Genomic DNA, 17,165 nt, shown 5'->3' on the forward strand with positions numbered 1-17,165 from the left:
AACGGGAGGCTCCATGAGCAAACCAAAACAGTCGTTCTACAACCTGGCCTGGCGCTGGCATTTCTATGCCGGGCTGTTCGTCGCACCCTTCATGATCCTGCTGGCGATCACCGGGATCATCTACCTGTTCAAGCCACAGCTGGATCCATGGATGTACCGCGACCTGATGGTGGTCGAGGCCGGTCATCACCGGCAAAGCGCCGACACCCTGCTGGCACAGGTGCGTCAGGCTTATCCACAGGGGCATGTCGGCCAGTACCTGCCGCCACTGAACGCCGAGCGCAGCGCACAGTTCGTGGTGCACGACGGCGGCCGCGAGCTGAACGTGTTCGTCGATCCCTACAGCGCCAAGGTACTCGGCGCCCAGGACGGCAAGCAGAACCTGCAGGCCATCGCCCGCGCCCTGCATGGCGAGCTGATGGTCGGCACCGTCGGCGATCGGCTGGTGGAACTGGCCGCAGGCTGGGGCATCGTGCTGGTGGTGTCCGGGCTTTATCTGTGGTGGCCACGTGGCCGCAACAGTCGTGGAGTACTGTGGCCACGCCTGTCGGCACGCGGCCGCGTGCTGTGGCGCGACCTGCATGCGGTCAGCGGCTTCTGGGGGTCGGCACTGCTGTTGCTGATGCTGCTCAGCGGCATGACCTGGACCGGGCTGTGGGGCAAGCAGTACGCCGAGCTGTGGAACCGTTTCCCGGCGGCCATGTGGAACGAGGTGCCGAAATCCGACCAGCAGGCCGGCGCGCTGAACAGCGCCCATCGCCAGACCGTGCCCTGGGCCCTGGAGAACACGCCGATGCCGGTGTCCGGCGCGCATGCCGAGCACATGGGCCATCACGACATGCACAGCGCCCCGGCCGCGCCGCAGATCACCCTGCAGCAGGTCGAGGACCTGGCTAACGCCCGTGGTGTGGCGCCGGGCTACAGCATCACCTCGCCGAGTACCGCTGAAGGCGTGTTCACCATCGCGGTGTTCGCCGACGATCCGCGCAACGACGCCACCCTGCATGTCGACCAGTACACCGGCAAGGTCCTGGCCGATGTGCGCTGGCACGACTACAGCCCGGTGGCCCGCGCCACCGAGCTTGGGGTGATGCTGCACGAGGGCAGGATGTTCGGGCCGCTCAACCAGATCGTCATCCTGCTGGTGTGCCTGATGATCCTGCTGGGTTCGGTGAGCGGGCTGGTGATGTGGTGGAAGCGCCGCCCGTCCGGCGGCCTTGGCGTGCCGCCGCTGCGCCATGACCTGCCGCGCTGGAAGACGGCGGTGGCGGTGATGCTGGTGCTGGGCGTCGTGTTCCCGCTGGTGGGGGTGTCGATGGTAGTAATGTGGGTGGTCGACAGCCTGGTGCTGCGGCGCGGCCGGGTCGCGGTTCGGGCCTGAATCGCGTCGGCCTCTTCGCGGGCAAGCCCGCTCCCACAGTAGTCACACGGTCCTTGTGGGAGCGGGCTTGCCCGCGAAAAGGGCAACTGTTGATTTCAGTCAGTCAAGAATCGCCACTGCACCGCCAAGATCGAGGCGATCTGTCACGCCCGCACCTTTGCAGTGCGTGGTAGCCTAGCCAGCTTTCGCTCACAAGAAGACTGACCCTCAATGGAATGCAGCCAATGACCCGGACCTCATCCCCCCAGGCAGATGACCAGCATCTGCAGCGCAACCTGACCAACCGCCACATCCAGCTCATCGCCATCGGCGGCGCCATCGGCACCGGCCTGTTCATGGGCTCGGGCAAGACCATCAGCCTCGCCGGCCCGTCGATCATCTTCGTCTACATGATCATCGGCTTCATGCTGTTCTTCGTCATGCGTGCCATGGGCGAGCTGCTGCTATCGAACCTCAACTACAAGTCGTTCATCGACTTCTCCGCCGACCTGCTCGGCCCCTGGGCCGGCTACTTCACCGGCTGGACCTACTGGTTCTGCTGGGTCGTCACCGGCATCGCCGACGTGGTGGCGATCGCCGCCTATACACAGTTCTGGTTCCCGGACCTGCCGCAGTGGATACCGGCGCTGACCTGCGTGGCGGTGCTGCTGTCGCTGAACCTGGTCACGGTGAAACTGTTCGGCGAAATGGAGTTCTGGTTCGCCCTGATCAAGATCGTCGCCATCCTGGGCCTGGTCGCCACTGGCCTGTACATGGTCATCACCGGCTTCCAGTCGCCGAGCGGCCACACGGCGAGCCTCGCCAACCTGTGGAATGACGGCGGCATGTTCCCCAACGGCCTGTTCGGCTTCTTCGCCGGGTTCCAAATCGCCGTGTTCGCCTTCGTCGGCATCGAGCTGGTGGGCACCACCGCTGCCGAGGCGAAAAACCCCGAGCGCACCCTGCCACGGGCGATCAACTCGATTCCGATCCGCATCATCGTGTTCTACGTGCTGGCGCTGATCGCGATCATGGCCGTCACGCCATGGCGCGACGTGGTGCCGGGCAAGAGCCCGTTCGTCGAGCTGTTCGTGCTGGCCGGCCTGCCGGCGGCGGCGAGCATCATCAACTTCGTGGTGCTGACCTCGGCCGCTTCGTCGGCCAACAGCGGCGTGTTCTCCACCAGCCGCATGCTCTATGGCCTGGCCCAGGAAGGCGACGCCCCCAAGGCGTTCGAGAAGCTGTCGCGGCGTGCCGTACCGGCCAACGGCCTGTACTTCTCCTGCCTGTGCCTGCTGCTGGGTGCGGTGCTGATCTACCTGGTGCCGAACGTGATCGAAGCCTTCACCCTGGTGACCACGGTGTCGGCGGTGCTGTTCATGTTCGTCTGGACCCTGATCCTGCTGTCGTACCTGAGCTACCGCAAGCAGCGGGCGGCGCTGCACGAGAAATCGATCTACAAGATGCCTGGCGGGCGCTTCATGTGCTACGTGTGCCTGGTGTTCTTCGCCGGCATCCTGGTGCTGCTGAGCCTGGAAGCCGACACCCGTTCGGCGCTGGTGGTGACGCCGATCTGGTTTGTGCTGTTGGCGGTGACTTATCAGTTTGTGCGCAGCAAGCGCCAGCCGCGTACGGGGGTGCATGGCGCCTCGGGTAACTGATCGGGGCTATTGGGGCTGCTGTGCAGCCCTTCGCGGGTAAACCCGCTCCCACAGGGACCGCGCACTACTGAAGACCTGCGCAATATCTGTGGGAGCGGGTTTACCCGCGAAGAGCCGCACAGCGGCCCCGGCGATTGTCAGCCGTGCTCCAACCCTTCAAGCACCGCTTCAGCCAGCGCCACGCCCTTCTCCAATGAATTTTCCGTCGCAGTCAGCAAGCTGCGCAGAGGTTCACCCATCTGCTCCAACGCCAGCGCATTGGTTTCATACGCAGCCTTGAGCGCCGCGATTGCGCACACCAGCGCGTCGGCGCTGTCGACGCCTGCACGCACGGTACAGACAGGGTCATGGGATTGATGACAGGTGCCGTAATCCAGGCTGGCCGTGACAGGCCGGCGACGGCGCGGGGTTGGAATGTGTGAGTCATGGATCATGACTGAGCCTCCCGCTGGGTGGATGCGGAAGGTGGATCTGGAACGATCTTCTTGAGCATGGTGCATCTCCTTGCAGCTCTCTCTTCATGACGCTCCGAGTCCATACGCCAATATGGGTGGACGGAGCCGTGCGGGTTGGCGTGCCGGCAGAGAGAACCGGTGAGCCCGAAGGCTCCCACACACGGCTCCGCCCATAACGGGTGCAGCCATGCAGAGCAAAGTCGCAAGGAGCGTCAATGCTCGATCTCTCTGTATAACGGGACGCCAATCCCGGCCGCAGAATCTACTGCGGTGCCGAACGGTACTCAAGTACCGCTTATGTGTCAAAACTGTTCACCGCCCTGGCCCCAATCCTGTGCAGGCCAGTCGCGCAAGCACCAACCTGGCCCTCATCCAAGCCCCGCATCGAAGCACAACCCGTCTAATCCGTGGCTTGGCGCACCACGGCACAGCCTTTGCAATCTCCCCTCTGCCAACACCACAACAACCCAGCGGAGAGAGCACATGAAGCGACGCAGTCTGATCAAGGCCTTCACCCTCAGCGCATCGATTGCGGCGATGGGCCTGAGCTGGAGCATCCAGGCGGCCGAGACCATCAAGGTCGGTATCCTGCATTCGCTTTCAGGGACCATGGCCATTTCCGAGACGTCGCTCAAGGACATGGCGCTGATGACCATCGACGAGATCAACGCCAAGGGCGGGGTCAACGGCAAGCTGCTCGAACCGGTGGTAGTGGACCCGGCCTCGAACTGGCCGCTGTTCGCCGAGAAGAGCCGCCAGTTGCTGACCCAGGACAAGGTCGCGGTGGTGTTCGGCTGCTGGACCTCGGTGTCGCGCAAGTCGGTGCTGCCGGTGTTCGAGGAGCTCAACGGGCTGCTGTTCTACCCGGTGCAATATGAAGGCGAGGAGATGTCGCCGAACGTGTTCTACACCGGGGCCGCGCCGAACCAGCAGGCGATCCCGGCGGTGGAGTACCTGATGAGCGAGGACGGCGGCAGCGCCAAGCGCTTCTTCCTGCTCGGCACCGACTACGTCTACCCGCGCACCACCAACAAGATCCTGCGCGCCTTCCTGCACAGCAAGGGCGTGGCCGACAAGGACATCGAAGAGGTGTACACGCCGTTCGGCCACAGCGATTACCAGACCATCGTCGCCAACATCAAGAAATTCTCCGCAGGCGGCAAGACGGCAGTGATCTCCACCGTCAATGGCGACTCCAACGTGCCCTTCTACAAAGAGCTGGCCAACCAGGGCCTTAAGGCCACCGACGTGCCGGTGGTGGCGTTCTCGGTGGGCGAAGAAGAGCTGCGCGGCATCGACACCAAGCCGCTGGTGGGCCACCTGGCGGCGTGGAACTACTTCGAGTCGGTGGAGAACCCGGTGAACCAGAAGTTCGTCGCCGACTGGAAGGCCTACGCCAAGGCCAAGGGCCTGCCGGGCGCCGACAAGGCGGTGACCAACGACCCGATGGAAGCCACCTACGTGGGCATCCACATGTGGGCGCAGGCGGTCGAGAAAGCCAAGTCCACCGATGTCGACAAGGTGCGTGAGGCGCTGGCCGGGCAAAGCTTCCAGGCGCCGTCCGGCTTCACCCTGACCATGGACAAGACCAACCACCACCTGCACAAGCCGGTGATGATCGGCGAGATCCAGGATGACGGGCAGTTCAGCGTGGTCTGGCAGACCGAGCAACCGTTGCGGGCACAACCGTGGAGCCCGTTCATTCCGGGCAATGACAAGCGGCCTGACTATGCAGTGAAAGGTAACTGAGTGCATGGGGCCGCTTTGCGGCCCATTCGCGGGCAAGCCCGCTCCCACAGATCCGGAGAACACCGCTGAACCTGTGGGAGCGGGCTTGCCCGCGAAGAATCCACCTCCGATTTCCAGGATTGCTCGCATGCTCAGACTCCTGCTCTCCCTCCTGCTGCTCCTGCCTTTGGCCACCCACGCCAGCGAGGGCGAATTCTTCCTCGCTGCCAAGCCCGCCGAGCAGGCCAGCCTGCTCGAAGGCTGGGCCGCACAACCCGATCCGGCGCGCCTGGCGCTGCTGGAAAACCTGCGCGAAGGGCGCATCGCCACAGACGACACGCGCAAGGTGCGCCTGAACAATCGCCTGCGCAGCCTGATCGACAACGCCCTGGCCAGTCATCAGTTGCTCAGTGCCGACAGCAACCTGCGTCTGGCCGCAGCACGGCAACTGCAAAAGAGCGCACAACCGGCGCAGATGGCGCTGCTCGACCGCAGCTTCGCCAGCGAGCCGGACGCCGCCGTCCACGCCGCTCTCGGCCTGGCCCTGGCCAACCTGCAACTGGGCGCCAGCGAGCCCCGGGTACGCCTGGCCGCAGTGCGCCTACTCGGGGAAACCGGCGACCCGCTGGCCCGTACCCGCCTTGAGGCGCTACTGCAACCCGGCGCAGAAACCGACGCCGGTGTGCGCACCGCTGCCGAAACCAGCCTGGCCCAGGTCCAGCGCAAGCTGCTGATCGGCGAAATCCTCGGCCAGGCCTTCAGCGGCCTGTCGCTGGGCTCGATCCTGCTGCTGGCGGCATTGGGCCTGGCGATCACCTTCGGCCTGCTCGGGGTGATCAACATGGCGCACGGAGAAATGCTGATGCTCGGCGCCTACAGCACCTACATGGTGCAGGTGCTGCTGCAGCGCTACTCCCCGGGTGCCATCGAGTTCTACCCGCTGATCGCCCTGCCGGTGGCCTTCGCCGTCAGTGCCGGAGTCGGCATGGCGCTGGAGCGCACGGTGATCCGTCATCTCTACGGGCGGCCGCTGGAAACCCTGCTGGCGACCTGGGGCATCAGCCTGATCCTGATCCAGGCCGTGCGCCTGCTGTTCGGCGCGCAGAACGTCGAGGTGAGCAACCCGGCCTGGTTGTCCGGCGGCATCCAGGTGTTGCCCAACCTGGTGCTGCCGTATAACCGCATGGTGATCATCGGCTTCGCCCTGGCGGTCGTGCTGCTCACCTGGCTGCTGCTCAACCGCACACGGCTGGGCCTGAACGTGCGCGCGGTCACGCAGAACCGCAACATGGCGGCCTGCTGCGGGGTGTCCACCGGGCGCGTCGACATGCTCGCCTTCGGCCTGGGCTCGGGCATCGCCGGGCTGGGTGGCGTGGCCCTGAGCCAGGTCGGCAACGTCGGCCCTGACCTGGGCCAGAGCTACATCATCGACTCCTTCCTGGTGGTGGTGCTCGGCGGCGTCGGGCAACTGGCCGGCAGCCTCTGGGCCGCCTTCGGCCTAGGGATAGCCAACAAGCTGCTGGAGCCGCAGATCGGTGCGGTACTCGGCAAGATCCTCATCCTTGCGCTGATCATTCTGTTCATCCAGAAACGCCCGCAAGGCCTGTTCGCCCTCAAGGGACGGGTAATCGACTGATGAACCAGCCACTGCTTGTCACTGCCACACAAAAGGCCGGGCCGCGCCTGTCGATGGCCATCGGCGCTGTCGCCGTCCTGGTACTGCTGGCCCTGCCGCTGCTGTCGCTGCTGCCTGACGGCCACGCGCTGCAGGTCTCGGCCTACACCCTGACCCTGGTCGGCAAGATCCTCTGCTACGCCATCGTCGCCCTCGCCCTTGACCTGGTCTGGGGCTACGCCGGGCTGCTGTCGCTGGGCCACGGCCTGTTCTTTGCCCTGGGCGGCTATGCCATGGGCATGTACCTGATGCGCGAGGCGGCCGGAGACGGCCTGCCAGGCTTCATGACCTTCCTGTCGTGGAGCGAGCTGCCCTGGTACTGGGCCGGTACCCAGCACTTCGCCTGGGCGCTGTGCCTGGTGGTACTGGCGCCGGGGTTGCTGGCGCTGGTGTTCGGCTGGTTCGCCTTCCGCTCGCGGATCAAGGGCGTGTACTTCTCGATCATGACCCAGGCCCTGACCTTTGCCGGGATGCTGCTGTTCTTCCGCAACGAGACCGGCTTTGGCGGCAACAACGGCTTCACCAGTTTCCGCACCCTGCTGGGCTTCGAGATCGCCGCACCGGGCACCCGCGCGGTGCTGTTCCTGCTCACCGTCGCCCTGCTGCTGGGCAGCCTGTACCTGTGCTGGCGCCTGACCCGCAGCAAGTTCGGGCGACTGCTCACCGCGCTGCGCGACGCCGAGAACCGCCTGATGTTCTGCGGTTACGACCCGCGCGGCTTCAAGCTGCTGGTGTGGGTGCTCAGCGCCGTGCTGTGCGGCCTGGCCGGGGCGCTGTACGTGCCGCAGGTGGGCATCATCAACCCCAGCGAGATGTCGCCGACCAACTCCATCGAAGCCGCTGTCTGGGTTGCCCTGGGTGGGCGCGGCACGCTGATCGGTCCGCTGCTGGGCGCCGGGCTGGTCAATGGCATGAAGAGCTGGTTCACCGTGGCCTTCCCGGAGTTCTGGCTGTTCTTCCTCGGCGCGCTGTTCATCCTGGTCACCTTGTACCTGCCCAAGGGCGTGGTCGGGTTGTTGAAGAAAAGGAGCCAGCCATGAGAGGCATTCCTGCGGTTCACCCGGAGTTCATGCTTGAGCCGGTGTTCGACTCACACGGCAGCGGCCGCGAGGCCATCGGCCTGGGCCATGCGCGCAAGGCCGGGCTCGACACCCGCCACGGCACGGTGCTCAGCCTTGAAGACATCAGCGTCAGCTTCGACGGTTTCAAGGCGCTCAACGCACTCAACCTGTACATCGGCGTCGGCGAGTTGCGCTGCATCATCGGCCCCAACGGTGCGGGCAAGACCACGATGATGGACGTGATCACCGGCAAGACCCGCCCGGATACCGGCAGCGCGTTCTTTGGCGACACCCTCGACCTGACCCGCATGAGCGAATACCAGATCGCCCAGGCAGGTATCGGGCGCAAGTTCCAGAAGCCCACGGTGTTCGAGGCGCTGACGGTGTTCGAGAACCTCGAACTGGCGCTCAAGACCGACAAGTCGGTGTGGGCCAGCCTGGCGGCGCGCTTGACCGGCGAGCAACGTGAGCGAATAGAGCGCGTACTGACGACCGTACGCCTGAACGCCCTGGCCTCGCGCCAGGCCGGGCTGTTGTCCCACGGCCAGAAGCAGTTCCTGGAGATCGCCATGCTGCTGGTGCAGGAGCCGCAGTTGCTGCTGCTCGACGAGCCAGTGGCCGGCATGACCGACGCCGAGACCGAATTCACCGCCGAGCTGTTCAAGGGCCTGGCGGGCACGCATTCGCTGATGGTGGTGGAACACGACATGGGCTTCGTGGGCAGCATTGCCGACCATGTGACGGTGCTGCACCAGGGTTCGGTGCTGGCCGAGGGGTCGCTCGAACAGGTGCAGGCGGACGAGCGAGTGGTCGAGGTGTATCTGGGCCGCTAGACCATGAAACCTGCACTGGCCTCTTCGCGGGTAAACCCGCTCCCACAGTCTCGAGAACTGCTCCGCCCCTGTAGGAGCGGGTTTACCCGCGAAAGGGCCGGTACAGGCAAAGCAGAATTGTCAGGAACCCAACATGCTCAAGATCGACACCCTGCACCAGTACTACGGCGGCAGCCATATCCTCCGAGGCCTGTCGTTCGAAGCCAAGGTCGGCGAAGTCACCTGCCTGCTCGGCCGCAACGGCGTAGGCAAGACCACCCTGCTGCGCTGCCTGATGGGCCTGGTGCCCGCCCGCGAAGGCAGCATCGAGTGGGAAGGCAAGGCCATCACCACCCTCAAGCCCCAACAGCGTGTGCATGCCGGTATCGCCTACGTGCCCCAGGGCCGCGAGATTTTCCCGCGCCTGACCGTGGAGGAGAACCTGCTGATGGGCCTGTCGCGCTTCAGCGCCCGCGACGCACGGGAGGTGCCGGCGTTCATCTACGAACTGTTTCCGGTGCTCGAACAGATGAAACAACGCCGCGGCGGCGACCTCTCCGGCGGCCAGCAGCAACAGCTGGCGATCGGTCGTGCCCTGGCCAGCCGCCCGCGCCTGCTGATCCTCGACGAGCCCACCGAAGGCATCCAGCCGTCGGTGATCAAGGAAATCGGTGCGGTCATCCGCCGCCTGGCCCAGCGTGGCGACATGGCCATCCTGCTGGTCGAGCAGTTCTACGACTTTGCCGAGGAACTGGCCGACCAGTACCTGGTCATGGCTCGCGGCGAGATCGTCCAGCGCGGGCGTGGTGAAAACATGCAGGCCGAAGGTGTGCGCGGGCTGGTAACCATTTAATCTGCAACATCGACTTTGCGAGACACTGCCATGAGCTACCAGATCCGTGATGCCCTGCCCGACGACGTGGTGGGCATCCTCGACATCTACAACGACGCCGTGCGCAACACCACGGCGATCTGGAACGAACAACAGGTAGACCTGGCCAACCGTCAGGCCTGGGTCGCTGCACGTGTAGAGCAGGGCTATCCGGTGCTGGTGGCCGTGGATGAAAGCGGCGTGCTGGGCTATGCCTCCTTCGGCGACTGGCGCACCTTCGAGGGCTACCGCTTCACCGTCGAGCACTCGGTGTATGTGCGTGGGGATCAACGTGGCAAGGGCCTGGGGCCAGTGCTGATGCAGTTGTTGATCGAACGTGCACGCCGTTGTGGCAAGCATGTGATGGTGGCGGCCATCGAGAGTGGCAACGCCGCCTCGGTGCGCATTCATGAGCGGCTGGGGTTCGTGGTGACCGGACAGATGCCGCAGGTGGGCGTCAAGTTCGGGCGCTGGATGGACCTTACCTTGATGCAGTTGGTGCTCAATCCAGGTGCCGAGCCAACCTGAGATTGATGTTGGCTGTGCTGGCCTCTTCGCGGGCAAGCCCGCTCCCACGGGTATTGCACCGTATATGAGACCTGTGCAGTACCTGTGGGAGCGGGCTTGCCCGCGAAGAGGCCGGGCCTGCAAACCTCACATCTGGGTAAACCGCCCCAACCGCTGGCGCAACATGCTGTTCTCACTGCGCAACTGCTGCACTTCCTGCAGCAGTTCAAGCGCCAACGCCACCCCTTCCCACTCCAGTTCCAGCTCCTGGTGCAGCTTCGCCGCGCGCTTGGCCAGCAGCGGCGCCTGATCGTCGAATAACCAGTCCTCCGGGGTGCGCCCCGAGGGCTCGACAATGCCGTGCTCGACGATTTCGATCACGCAGTCGGCCGTGACATCGGCCTCCTGACACAAGGTTCGCATGTCCAGTTGAACGATCAGGGTGCTGCTCATGATCACTTACTCCATTGTGTCCTCGGGTTGAACGCGGCCTTCTCGGAGAGTTTGGTCCACAGTTCGCGAGTGGTTGCATCGGAGGTGCTGGGCATGACCACCTTGAGCTGGGCATACAGGTCGCCGCGCTCGCCCTGCTTGTTCGCAAGCCCCATGCCCTTGACCCGCAGGCGCTGGCCGCTCTGGCTGTCGGGGCGGATGGTCAGGTTGATCTTGCCGGTCAGGGTCGGCACCGCCACCTTGGTGCCCAGGGCCGCCTCCCACGGCGCCAGCGGTACGGTGATGATCAGGTCGTGACCTTCGACATCGAACAGCGGGTGCGGCGCCATGCGGATGGTCAGGAACAGGTCGCCGTTGGCGCCGCCGCCCGCCCCGGGGGCGCCCTGGCCCTTGAGGCGGATGCGCTCGCCGTCGGTCACCCCGGCGGGAATCTTCACGTTCAGCGTCTTGGTGGTGAAACCGGTGCGCTGCCCGGCAGCGTTGGTCTGCGGCACCTGGAAGCTGATCTGCTTGGACTCCTTGCTCAGGGTCTCCTCGAGAAACACCGCCAGTTCCAGTTCCACGTCCTGCCCTCGCCTGCCGGCACTGCGCTGCTGGCCGCGTGCGCCGCCAAAGGGATTGCCGCCACGGGCACCGAAGATCGAGCTGAAGAAGTCGGAGAAGTCGCCGCCCTCGAAACCGCCGCCACCGCCACGGCTTTCCCAGCCCGGCGGCGCCTGGAACGGCCGGCCGTGCTGGCCGCCGTACTTGCGGATCTCGTCGAATTCGGCGCGCTTCTGCGCGTCACCCAGCACTTCGTAGGCCTCGTTGGCCTCCTTGAACTTGTCCTCGGCGTCACGTTCCTTGCTGACGTCCGGGTGATACTTGCGCGCCAGCTTGCGGTATGCGGCCTTGATCGCCTTCTCGTCCGCGCTGGGCTCGACGCCGAGTATCTTGTAATAGTCTTTGAAGTCCATCTAAGGATCACCAGTGAGAATTTTCGTGTTGCATCTGAAGATAGGGGTCAAGCATAGCCTTTCAAGGTTCGCTTGGGTTTGCGACATGGCAGACGATCGGTCTTGATTCTGTCGGCCACTGGCATAAACTGCGCGGCCGTTTCACCTCCGGAAGCCCTCTCCCATGTCTGACGTATCCCCGGCCCGCGCCCTTGGCATCGACTTCGGCACCTCCAACTCCACGGTTGGCTGGCACCGCCCCGGCGTCGAATCGCTGATCGCCCTGGAAGAGGGCAAGATCACCCTGCCGTCGGTGGTGTTCTTCAACATCGAGGAGCGGCGTCCGGTGTATGGCCGCCTGGCCCTGCACGAGTACCTGGAAGGCTACGAAGGTCGCCTGATGCGCTCGCTCAAGAGCCTGCTGGGCTCCAAGCTGATCAAGCACGACACCAGCGTGCTGGGCAGTGCGCTGCCGTTCAAGGACTTGCTGGGCATGTTCATCGGCGAGCTGAAGAAACGCGCCGAGGCCAGTGCCGGACGCAGCTTCGACCAGGTGGTGCTGGGCCGCCCGGTGTTCTTCGTCGACGAAGACCCGGCCGCCGACCAGGAGGCCGAGGATACCCTCGCCGAGGTGGCGCGCAAGATCGGCTTCAAGGACGTGTCGTTCCAGTACGAACCGATCGCCGCGGCCTTCGACTACGAGTCGGGCATCGACCGCGAAGAACTGGTGCTCATCGTCGATATCGGCGGCGGTACCTCGGACTTTACCCTGATCCGCCTGTCGCCCGAGCGCCACCTGGTCGACGAGCGCCAAGACGACATCCTCGCCACCGGCGGGGTGCACATCGGCGGCACCGATTTCGACAAGCAACTGAGCCTGCAAGGGGTGATGCCGCTGTTCGGCTATGGCAGCCGGATGAAGAGCGGTGCACTGATGCCGACCAGCTATCACCTGAACCTGGCGACCTGGCACACCATCAACGCCCTGTACTCGCAGAAGTCGCAACTGGCGCTGGGCAACATGCGCTACGACATCGAGGACACACTTGGCATCGACCGCCTGTTCAACCTGATCGAACAGCGCGCCGGGCATTGGCTGGCCATGGAAGTGGAGGCCAGCAAGATCGAGCTGACCGACCAGGTCAGCCGCCGCATCGACCTGGGTCGGGTCGAATCGGGGCTGGAAGCGGATCTGAGCCGTGGCCTGTTCGAGGACGCCATCGACGGTTTGCTGCAGCGTGTGCGTGGCAGTGTCAGCGAGTTGCTGGCCAAGGCGGGGGTCAGTGAAGCGCAGGTAGATACTGTGTTCTTCACCGGCGGCTCCAGCGGGATCCCGGCGCTGCGCAACAGCGTCGCGGCGATGCTGCCCAATGCGCGGCATGTGGAAGGCAATATCTTCGGCAGCATTGGCAGCGGGCTGGCCATTGAGGCGCGCAAGCGGTACGGGACAATCTGATCCTTTGCCTGTTCTGGCCTCTTCGCGGGTTTACCCGCGAAGAGGCCAGTACAAGTTCAAGCAACCCCTCAGACCAGCTCCATCCGCCTCAGCTCACTCTTCAGATACGCGTAGTAGATCGGCCCTGCCACCACCCCCGGCAGCCCGAATGCCGCTTCGAACACCAGCATCGCCAGCAGCAGTTCCCACGACTTGGCCCTGATCTGCCCGCCGACGATCCGCGCGTTGAGGAAATACTCGACCTTGTGGATGACGATCAGGTAGCCCAGCGCCGCCGCAGCTACCCAGATCGACAGCGACAAGCCGACGATGGTGATCAGGGTGTTGGACATCAGGTTGCCGATCACCGGCAGCAGCCCGAGCAGGAAGGTCAGCACGATCAGGGTCTTGGTCAGCGGCAGGTGCACGCCGAACAGCGGCAGCACCAGGGCGAGGAAGATGCCGGTGAAAGCGGTGTTGAGCAGCGAGATCTTGATCTGCGCGAAGACGATGTTGCGAAACGCCTGCACCAGCAGGCTCAGGCGCTCGAACAGCGCGGCGGCCAACGGCTTGCGCCGGGACAGGTCGGGCAGGCGCTGCAAGGCGATGATCGCGCCGAGGATCATGCCGATCAGCAGGGTCACGAACATGTGCGCCATGCCCTTGCCCACCAGTTGCAGGTCGCTCAGGTGGCTGCGGATCCAGTCACCGATGGCCACCTTGAATTCGGCAGCACTGGCCGGCAGGTAACCTTCGATGAACGGCGGCAACTGACCGCGGGCTCGCTCCACCAGCCCCATGAACTTGTCCAGCGACGCGCCGGGGTTCTCGGCCTCGTGCAGCAGGAAGCTGAAGGCACCGGCAATCAGCAGGGTCAGGGTGCTGACCACCAGCGTGCCGAGCAGGGCCACCGCCAGCCAGCGCGCCCGTTGCCCGGCGATCAGCGGCTGCAGGCGTGGGGTGAGCATGTTCACCAGTTCGAACACCAGCAAGCCGGCGAGCAGGCTCGGCAGCAGCTTGAGGGGCAACGCCAGGAGCAGGCCGGCAACGACGATGATGCAACTGGCCAGGGTGATCTGGCGGGGGGTGAAAGTCATACAGCCTCGGCGGCAGACGGCGGAAAGACCCGCAGTCTGCCAGCCTTCAGGCGACAGGCATAGGCGCAGGTCACTTCTTCTTCAGGCAGTCGCTCATGTAGGCCTTGCGCTCGTCGCCCTTGAGCGCCTTGGTGGTGGCGTCGGCGTTGCAGGTCTTCATTTTCTCCTGCTGGGTGGCCGGCGCAGTCTTTTTCAGGCAGGTGCTCATGAACGCCTTGCGCTCATCGCCCTTGAGCGCCTTGGCGGTGGCGTCGGCGTTGCAGGTCTTCATCTTTTCCTGTTGCGGCGTGGCGGCAAATCCCTGCCCGGCGATCGACATGCCCAGTACCAGCAATGACACGTGCAGCATCTTCATGGAGTGGTCTCCTTGTCTCCGCGCGAAATGCACGGCCGTCGCGCTGAGTGTAGACAAGAATTCTTACATCCCCGTCCGCACCTGGCGCCGGTACTGCTCCGGTGTGCAGCGGGCCTGGCGCTGGAACATGGCGATGAACGCCGAGGCGCTGCTGTAGCCCAGGTCGAAGGCGATGCTCTGGATCGGCGTACCGGTTTCCAGCGCTTCGATGGCCCGCAGGAAACGCAGGCGCAAGCGCCATTCGCCGAAACTGATCCCCAGTTCACGGATGAACTGGCGGGCCAGGGTGCGCTCGCTGACATGCACCTGCGCGGCCCAATCGCCCAGTGGCCGGTTGTCGCCAGGCTCGGCGTGCAGGGCATCGAGCACCTGGCGCAGGCCGTCGCTGCGAGCGAACGGCAGGTAGCAGGTTTGCGTGGGCGCCAGCAGCAACTGGTCGAGCAGCACCTGGACCAGACGCTGGTCGCGTTCGTCCTGGGCGATCCGCAGGTCACGGCGGGCGAAGTCGCCGAGAATGGCCTTGAGGATGTCGCTGATCTTCAGGCTGCATGGCTGTTGCGGCAGCCCGGTGCACAGGCTGCGGTCAAGGTAGACCGAGCGCAGGACGATAGCCTGGAGGTTGTGGCAGCCATGCTCGATATCCGGCGGCACCCAGACCGCGTAATTGGGTGGCGACACGTAGCGTTGCCCCTCGACATCGAGATGCATGACACCATGGGCGGCGTAGTTGAGCATGCCCCAGGCGTGGCTGTGGGTCGGGCTGATGGTGTCGGCGTCGAATTCGTCGTAGCGGAAATACACCGGCGCAGGCAATTCGGGAAAGCGCGGGTGCTCGAGGTATTTGCTGGCCATGTGTCTGCTTCGCAGGGTGGGTTGTCTGGATGGAAGTATAGGCCTTTGGACAGACAGCGGATAATGGCGCCAACACCGAAACAGTTATTCCCGAGAACCCGAGCCTCATGAACTACACCTTCCCCGTCCTCGCGATCCTCATCTGGGCCGGCAACACCGTGGTCACCAAGATGTCCGCCGGTGCGATCTTCCCCGCCGAGATCGGCTTCTACCGCTGGCTGCTGGCCGGCCTGCTGTTCACGCCCTTCCTGCTGCGGCAGGTATGGCGCAACCGCGCGGCGATCCGTCCGCTGCTGGGCAAGCTGTTCGTGCTCGGCGTGCTGGGCATGGTCATGTACCAGAGCATGGCGTACTTCGCCGCCGGCATCACCAGCGCCACCAACATGGGCATCATCCTCTCGCTGATGCCGCTGATGTCGCTGGGCCTGTCGATCGCCTGGCTCGGCCAGCGCCTGACCTACGGTGCCTCCCTCGGCGCGCTGGTGTCATTCTTCGGCGTGCTCGAGGTGGTGTCCGCCGGCAACCCCGGGGCGCTGCTGCACCAGGGACTCAATGGCGGTGACCTGCTGATGCTTGTCGCTACCTTCGCCTACGCCCTGTACAGCTGCCTGCTGAAAAAATGGCAACTGCGCCTGCCACAGCTGCAGTTGCTGTACCTGCAGATCTGGATGGCGATCCTGGTGCTGTTGCCGATGTTCCTGCTGTCGGAAAAGACCGGGCTGACCGCGCAAAACATCGGCCTGGTGCTGTACGCCTGCGTGCTGGCGTCGATGATCGCACCGCTGCTCTGGATGCAGGCCGTGCACAGGCTCGGGCCGAGCCGCACCACGCTGTTCTTCAACCTGCTGCCGATCGTCACGGCGCTGATCGCTGCGGCGGTACTGGATGAACAACTGGCCAGTTATCACCTCTACGGCGGCCTGCTGACGCTGGTCGGGGTGATCCTCGCCGAGCGCTGGACCACCCCCGTGCGGCGCGCAGTCAAAGCCCCGCAGCCTTGAGCCGGGCGGCATGCTCGATGAACAGCCGCACCGGGTCTGCACCTTGGCCCACGGCACCGAACTGCTGGTTGACGATGTCCAGGTGATCGAGCGGGTAGTCGTCACCGATCACCTGGCCCAGGTGTGAGCTACAGCGCCCGACCATGCCGTCGCACTGGCCCCTCTCCCGGGTGAAGCTGCGGGCGAACAAGCGGCAGAAACGGTTGCTGCCATCGAAGCGATTCCAGCCCTGGTCGGTGCGCCCAGGCTGAAGGATCCCCGACCAGGAGTAGTAACGCACGCCATCGACCTCGGCGGCCCCCTGCCCACCCCATTGCTGCGGCAAGCCCTGGGGATAGGCCTGGTTGAACGAGGCTACGCCCGAGCAGGTCAGCGACTGGTGCGAGGCGTGCACATCGATCGGCAACGGATCACGGCGCCAGCCGGTTTCCAGCCACACCAGCAGCAGCGCCAGGCCGTGCAGCGCAGCCTTGAGCAGACGCCCCCGCGCCGAATCGCCGGGGGCGCTGCGTTGCAGATGGTCAGCCAGCTCAGAGCCGTGGTTCGGGCCGGCCACCGAAGTGACCGAGGCCACCCGCGCAGGCCTGCGCGCCGCGGCATAGCGCGCACTCAACGCCCCCTGGCTGTGGCCGATGAGGTTGACCTTCTCCGCCCCGGTACGGCGACAGATGTCATCGATGATCGCCAGCAACTGCTCGCCGCGCACCTCGCTCGAATGCAGCGGCGAGACCTGCACAGGGAACACCTGCGCACCACCCCGGCGCAGCGCCGGCACGATGCCGAACCAGTAGGGGTAGAACAGCAGCCGGACGAAGCCGAGCATGCCCGGCACCAGCACCAGCGGGTATCGCGTGGACAGTTCGTTCGCCATCGGCGGTGGCCCTCCCCGAACCCTGCCCTTTGCAGG

Annotated in this window: 17 protein-coding genes; 10 read left to right on the forward strand and 7 right to left on the reverse strand. The window is 64.8% G+C overall.

Annotated elements, in window-relative coordinates; all coding sequences use genetic code 11:
- The first annotated feature begins 13 nt into the window (after positions 1 to 13).
- Together AC1TXO_RS23840 and cycA are read left to right on the forward strand one after the other, a co-directional pair.
- Positions 14 to 1,381: a PepSY-associated TM helix domain-containing protein gene (locus AC1TXO_RS23840; RefSeq protein ID WP_486404004.1), complete on the forward strand. Its 1,368-nt coding sequence runs from the start codon at positions 14 to 16 to the stop codon at positions 1,379 to 1,381.
- Positions 1,382 to 1,605: 224 nt separating this feature from the next.
- Positions 1,606 to 3,021 (forward strand): D-serine/D-alanine/glycine transporter, encoded by a 1,416-nt coding sequence (gene cycA, locus AC1TXO_RS23845; RefSeq protein ID WP_486404005.1) that lies wholly within the window; start codon positions 1,606 to 1,608, stop codon positions 3,019 to 3,021.
- Between the two features lie 137 nt (positions 3,022 to 3,158).
- Here cycA and AC1TXO_RS23850 read toward each other — a convergent pair whose 3' ends face one another.
- A complete protein-coding gene (locus AC1TXO_RS23850; RefSeq protein WP_486404006.1) occupies positions 3,159 to 3,455 on the reverse strand; it encodes a hypothetical protein in 297 nt (98 codons plus the stop codon).
- Positions 3,456 to 3,959: 504 nt separating this feature from the next.
- Between AC1TXO_RS23850 and urtA the strand changes: the two genes are divergently transcribed.
- The 6 genes from urtA to AC1TXO_RS23880 all read left to right on the forward strand — a co-directional run bounded on the left by urtA (position 3,960) and on the right by AC1TXO_RS23880 (position 10,151).
- On the forward strand, positions 3,960 to 5,225 hold the full coding sequence (urtA, locus tag AC1TXO_RS23855) for an urea ABC transporter substrate-binding protein (protein ID WP_486404007.1): 1,266 nt from the start codon (positions 3,960 to 3,962) through the stop codon (positions 5,223 to 5,225).
- A 127-nt stretch (positions 5,226 to 5,352) separates the two neighbouring features.
- Positions 5,353 to 6,840 carry an urea ABC transporter permease subunit UrtB gene (gene urtB, locus AC1TXO_RS23860; RefSeq protein ID WP_486404008.1) on the forward strand — a complete coding sequence of 496 codons (1,488 nt, stop codon included), beginning with the start codon at positions 5,353 to 5,355 and terminating at the stop codon, positions 6,838 to 6,840.
- Positions 6,840 to 7,919, forward strand: a complete 1,080-nt coding sequence (urtC, locus tag AC1TXO_RS23865; RefSeq protein ID WP_486404009.1) for an urea ABC transporter permease subunit UrtC — start codon at positions 6,840 to 6,842, stop codon at positions 7,917 to 7,919. The genes urtB and urtC overlap by 1 nt, the downstream gene beginning before the upstream one ends.
- A complete protein-coding gene (gene urtD, locus AC1TXO_RS23870) occupies positions 7,916 to 8,773 on the forward strand; it encodes an urea ABC transporter ATP-binding protein UrtD (RefSeq protein ID WP_486404010.1) in 858 nt (285 codons plus the stop codon). The genes urtC and urtD overlap by 4 nt, the downstream gene beginning before the upstream one ends.
- 133 nt (positions 8,774 to 8,906) lie before the next feature.
- Entirely contained in the window at positions 8,907 to 9,605 is a 699-nt protein-coding gene (urtE, locus tag AC1TXO_RS23875) for an urea ABC transporter ATP-binding subunit UrtE (protein ID WP_486404011.1), read from the forward strand.
- A gap of 30 nt (positions 9,606 to 9,635) precedes the next feature.
- Entirely contained in the window at positions 9,636 to 10,151 is a 516-nt protein-coding gene (locus AC1TXO_RS23880) for a GNAT family N-acetyltransferase (protein WP_486404012.1), read from the forward strand.
- Between the two features lie 126 nt (positions 10,152 to 10,277).
- On the opposite strand, the gene AC1TXO_RS23885 is transcribed toward AC1TXO_RS23880, so the two are convergent.
- Positions 10,278 to 10,583 (reverse strand): chaperone modulator CbpM, encoded by a 306-nt coding sequence (locus AC1TXO_RS23885; protein ID WP_186665968.1) that lies wholly within the window; start codon positions 10,581 to 10,583, stop codon positions 10,278 to 10,280.
- Positions 10,584 to 10,585: 2 nt separating this feature from the next.
- Positions 10,586 to 11,539, reverse strand: a complete 954-nt coding sequence (gene cbpA, locus AC1TXO_RS23890; RefSeq protein ID WP_486404013.1) for a curved DNA-binding protein — start codon at positions 11,537 to 11,539, stop codon at positions 10,586 to 10,588.
- 163 nt (positions 11,540 to 11,702) lie between these two features.
- Here cbpA and AC1TXO_RS23895 point away from each other — a divergent pair, with 163 nt between their 5' ends.
- Complete coding sequence (locus AC1TXO_RS23895) at positions 11,703 to 12,974, forward strand: Hsp70 family protein (RefSeq protein WP_486404014.1); 1,272 nt, start codon at positions 11,703 to 11,705, stop codon at positions 12,972 to 12,974.
- Positions 12,975 to 13,042: 68 nt separating this feature from the next.
- Here the strand turns inward: AC1TXO_RS23895 and AC1TXO_RS23900 are convergent, their stop codons facing one another.
- The 3 genes from AC1TXO_RS23900 to AC1TXO_RS23910 form a co-directional block, all read right to left on the reverse strand.
- On the reverse strand, positions 13,043 to 14,050 hold the full coding sequence (locus AC1TXO_RS23900) for an AI-2E family transporter (RefSeq protein WP_486404015.1): 1,008 nt from the start codon (positions 14,048 to 14,050) through the stop codon (positions 13,043 to 13,045).
- A 70-nt stretch (positions 14,051 to 14,120) separates the two neighbouring features.
- Positions 14,121 to 14,405, reverse strand: coding sequence for a PsiF family protein (locus AC1TXO_RS23905; protein ID WP_486404016.1), 285 nt, complete (start codon positions 14,403 to 14,405; stop codon positions 14,121 to 14,123).
- Between the two features lie 63 nt (positions 14,406 to 14,468).
- Positions 14,469 to 15,257: an AraC family transcriptional regulator gene (locus tag AC1TXO_RS23910; protein ID WP_486404017.1), complete on the reverse strand. Its 789-nt coding sequence runs from the start codon at positions 15,255 to 15,257 to the stop codon at positions 14,469 to 14,471.
- 107 nt (positions 15,258 to 15,364) lie between these two features.
- Between AC1TXO_RS23910 and AC1TXO_RS23915 the strand changes: the two genes are divergently transcribed.
- Positions 15,365 to 16,258 (forward strand): DMT family transporter, encoded by an 894-nt coding sequence (locus AC1TXO_RS23915; protein WP_486404018.1) that lies wholly within the window; start codon positions 15,365 to 15,367, stop codon positions 16,256 to 16,258.
- On the opposite strand, the gene AC1TXO_RS23920 is transcribed toward AC1TXO_RS23915, so the two are convergent.
- The gene (locus AC1TXO_RS23920) at positions 16,239 to 17,129 is read right to left on the reverse strand and encodes an esterase/lipase family protein (RefSeq protein WP_486404019.1); all 891 of its coding nucleotides are present in this window, start codon (positions 17,127 to 17,129) and stop codon (positions 16,239 to 16,241) included. The two genes, AC1TXO_RS23915 and AC1TXO_RS23920, sit on opposite strands and share 20 nt — an antisense overlap.
- Between the last annotated feature and the right edge of the window lie 36 nt (positions 17,130 to 17,165).

Source organism: Pseudomonas sp. FA117, assembly GCF_057370475.1.

Coding starts and splice junctions, on each gene's coding strand:
- cbpA (WP_486404013.1), bottom strand. CDS start 11,539: ATGGACTTCAAAGACTATTACAAGATACTCGGCGTCGAGCCCAGCGCG.
- urtA (WP_486404007.1), top strand. CDS start 3,960: ATGAAGCGACGCAGTCTGATCAAGGCCTTCACCCTCAGCGCATCGATT.
- AC1TXO_RS23895 (WP_486404014.1), top strand. CDS start 11,703: ATGTCTGACGTATCCCCGGCCCGCGCCCTTGGCATCGACTTCGGCACC.
- AC1TXO_RS23840 (WP_486404004.1), top strand. CDS start 14: ATGAGCAAACCAAAACAGTCGTTCTACAACCTGGCCTGGCGCTGGCAT.
- AC1TXO_RS23905 (WP_486404016.1), bottom strand. CDS start 14,405: ATGAAGATGCTGCACGTGTCATTGCTGGTACTGGGCATGTCGATCGCC.
- urtE (WP_486404011.1), top strand. CDS start 8,907: ATGCTCAAGATCGACACCCTGCACCAGTACTACGGCGGCAGCCATATC.
- urtB (WP_486404008.1), top strand. CDS start 5,353: ATGCTCAGACTCCTGCTCTCCCTCCTGCTGCTCCTGCCTTTGGCCACC.
- AC1TXO_RS23920 (WP_486404019.1), bottom strand. CDS start 17,129: ATGGCGAACGAACTGTCCACGCGATACCCGCTGGTGCTGGTGCCGGGC.
- AC1TXO_RS23850 (WP_486404006.1), bottom strand. CDS start 3,455: ATGATCCATGACTCACACATTCCAACCCCGCGCCGTCGCCGGCCTGTC.
- AC1TXO_RS23915 (WP_486404018.1), top strand. CDS start 15,365: ATGAACTACACCTTCCCCGTCCTCGCGATCCTCATCTGGGCCGGCAAC.
- AC1TXO_RS23910 (WP_486404017.1), bottom strand. CDS start 15,257: ATGGCCAGCAAATACCTCGAGCACCCGCGCTTTCCCGAATTGCCTGCG.
- AC1TXO_RS23900 (WP_486404015.1), bottom strand. CDS start 14,050: ATGACTTTCACCCCCCGCCAGATCACCCTGGCCAGTTGCATCATCGTC.
- AC1TXO_RS23885 (WP_186665968.1), bottom strand. CDS start 10,583: ATGAGCAGCACCCTGATCGTTCAACTGGACATGCGAACCTTGTGTCAG.
- cycA (WP_486404005.1), top strand. CDS start 1,606: ATGACCCGGACCTCATCCCCCCAGGCAGATGACCAGCATCTGCAGCGC.
- AC1TXO_RS23880 (WP_486404012.1), top strand. CDS start 9,636: ATGAGCTACCAGATCCGTGATGCCCTGCCCGACGACGTGGTGGGCATC.
- urtD (WP_486404010.1), top strand. CDS start 7,916: ATGAGAGGCATTCCTGCGGTTCACCCGGAGTTCATGCTTGAGCCGGTG.
- urtC (WP_486404009.1), top strand. CDS start 6,840: ATGAACCAGCCACTGCTTGTCACTGCCACACAAAAGGCCGGGCCGCGC.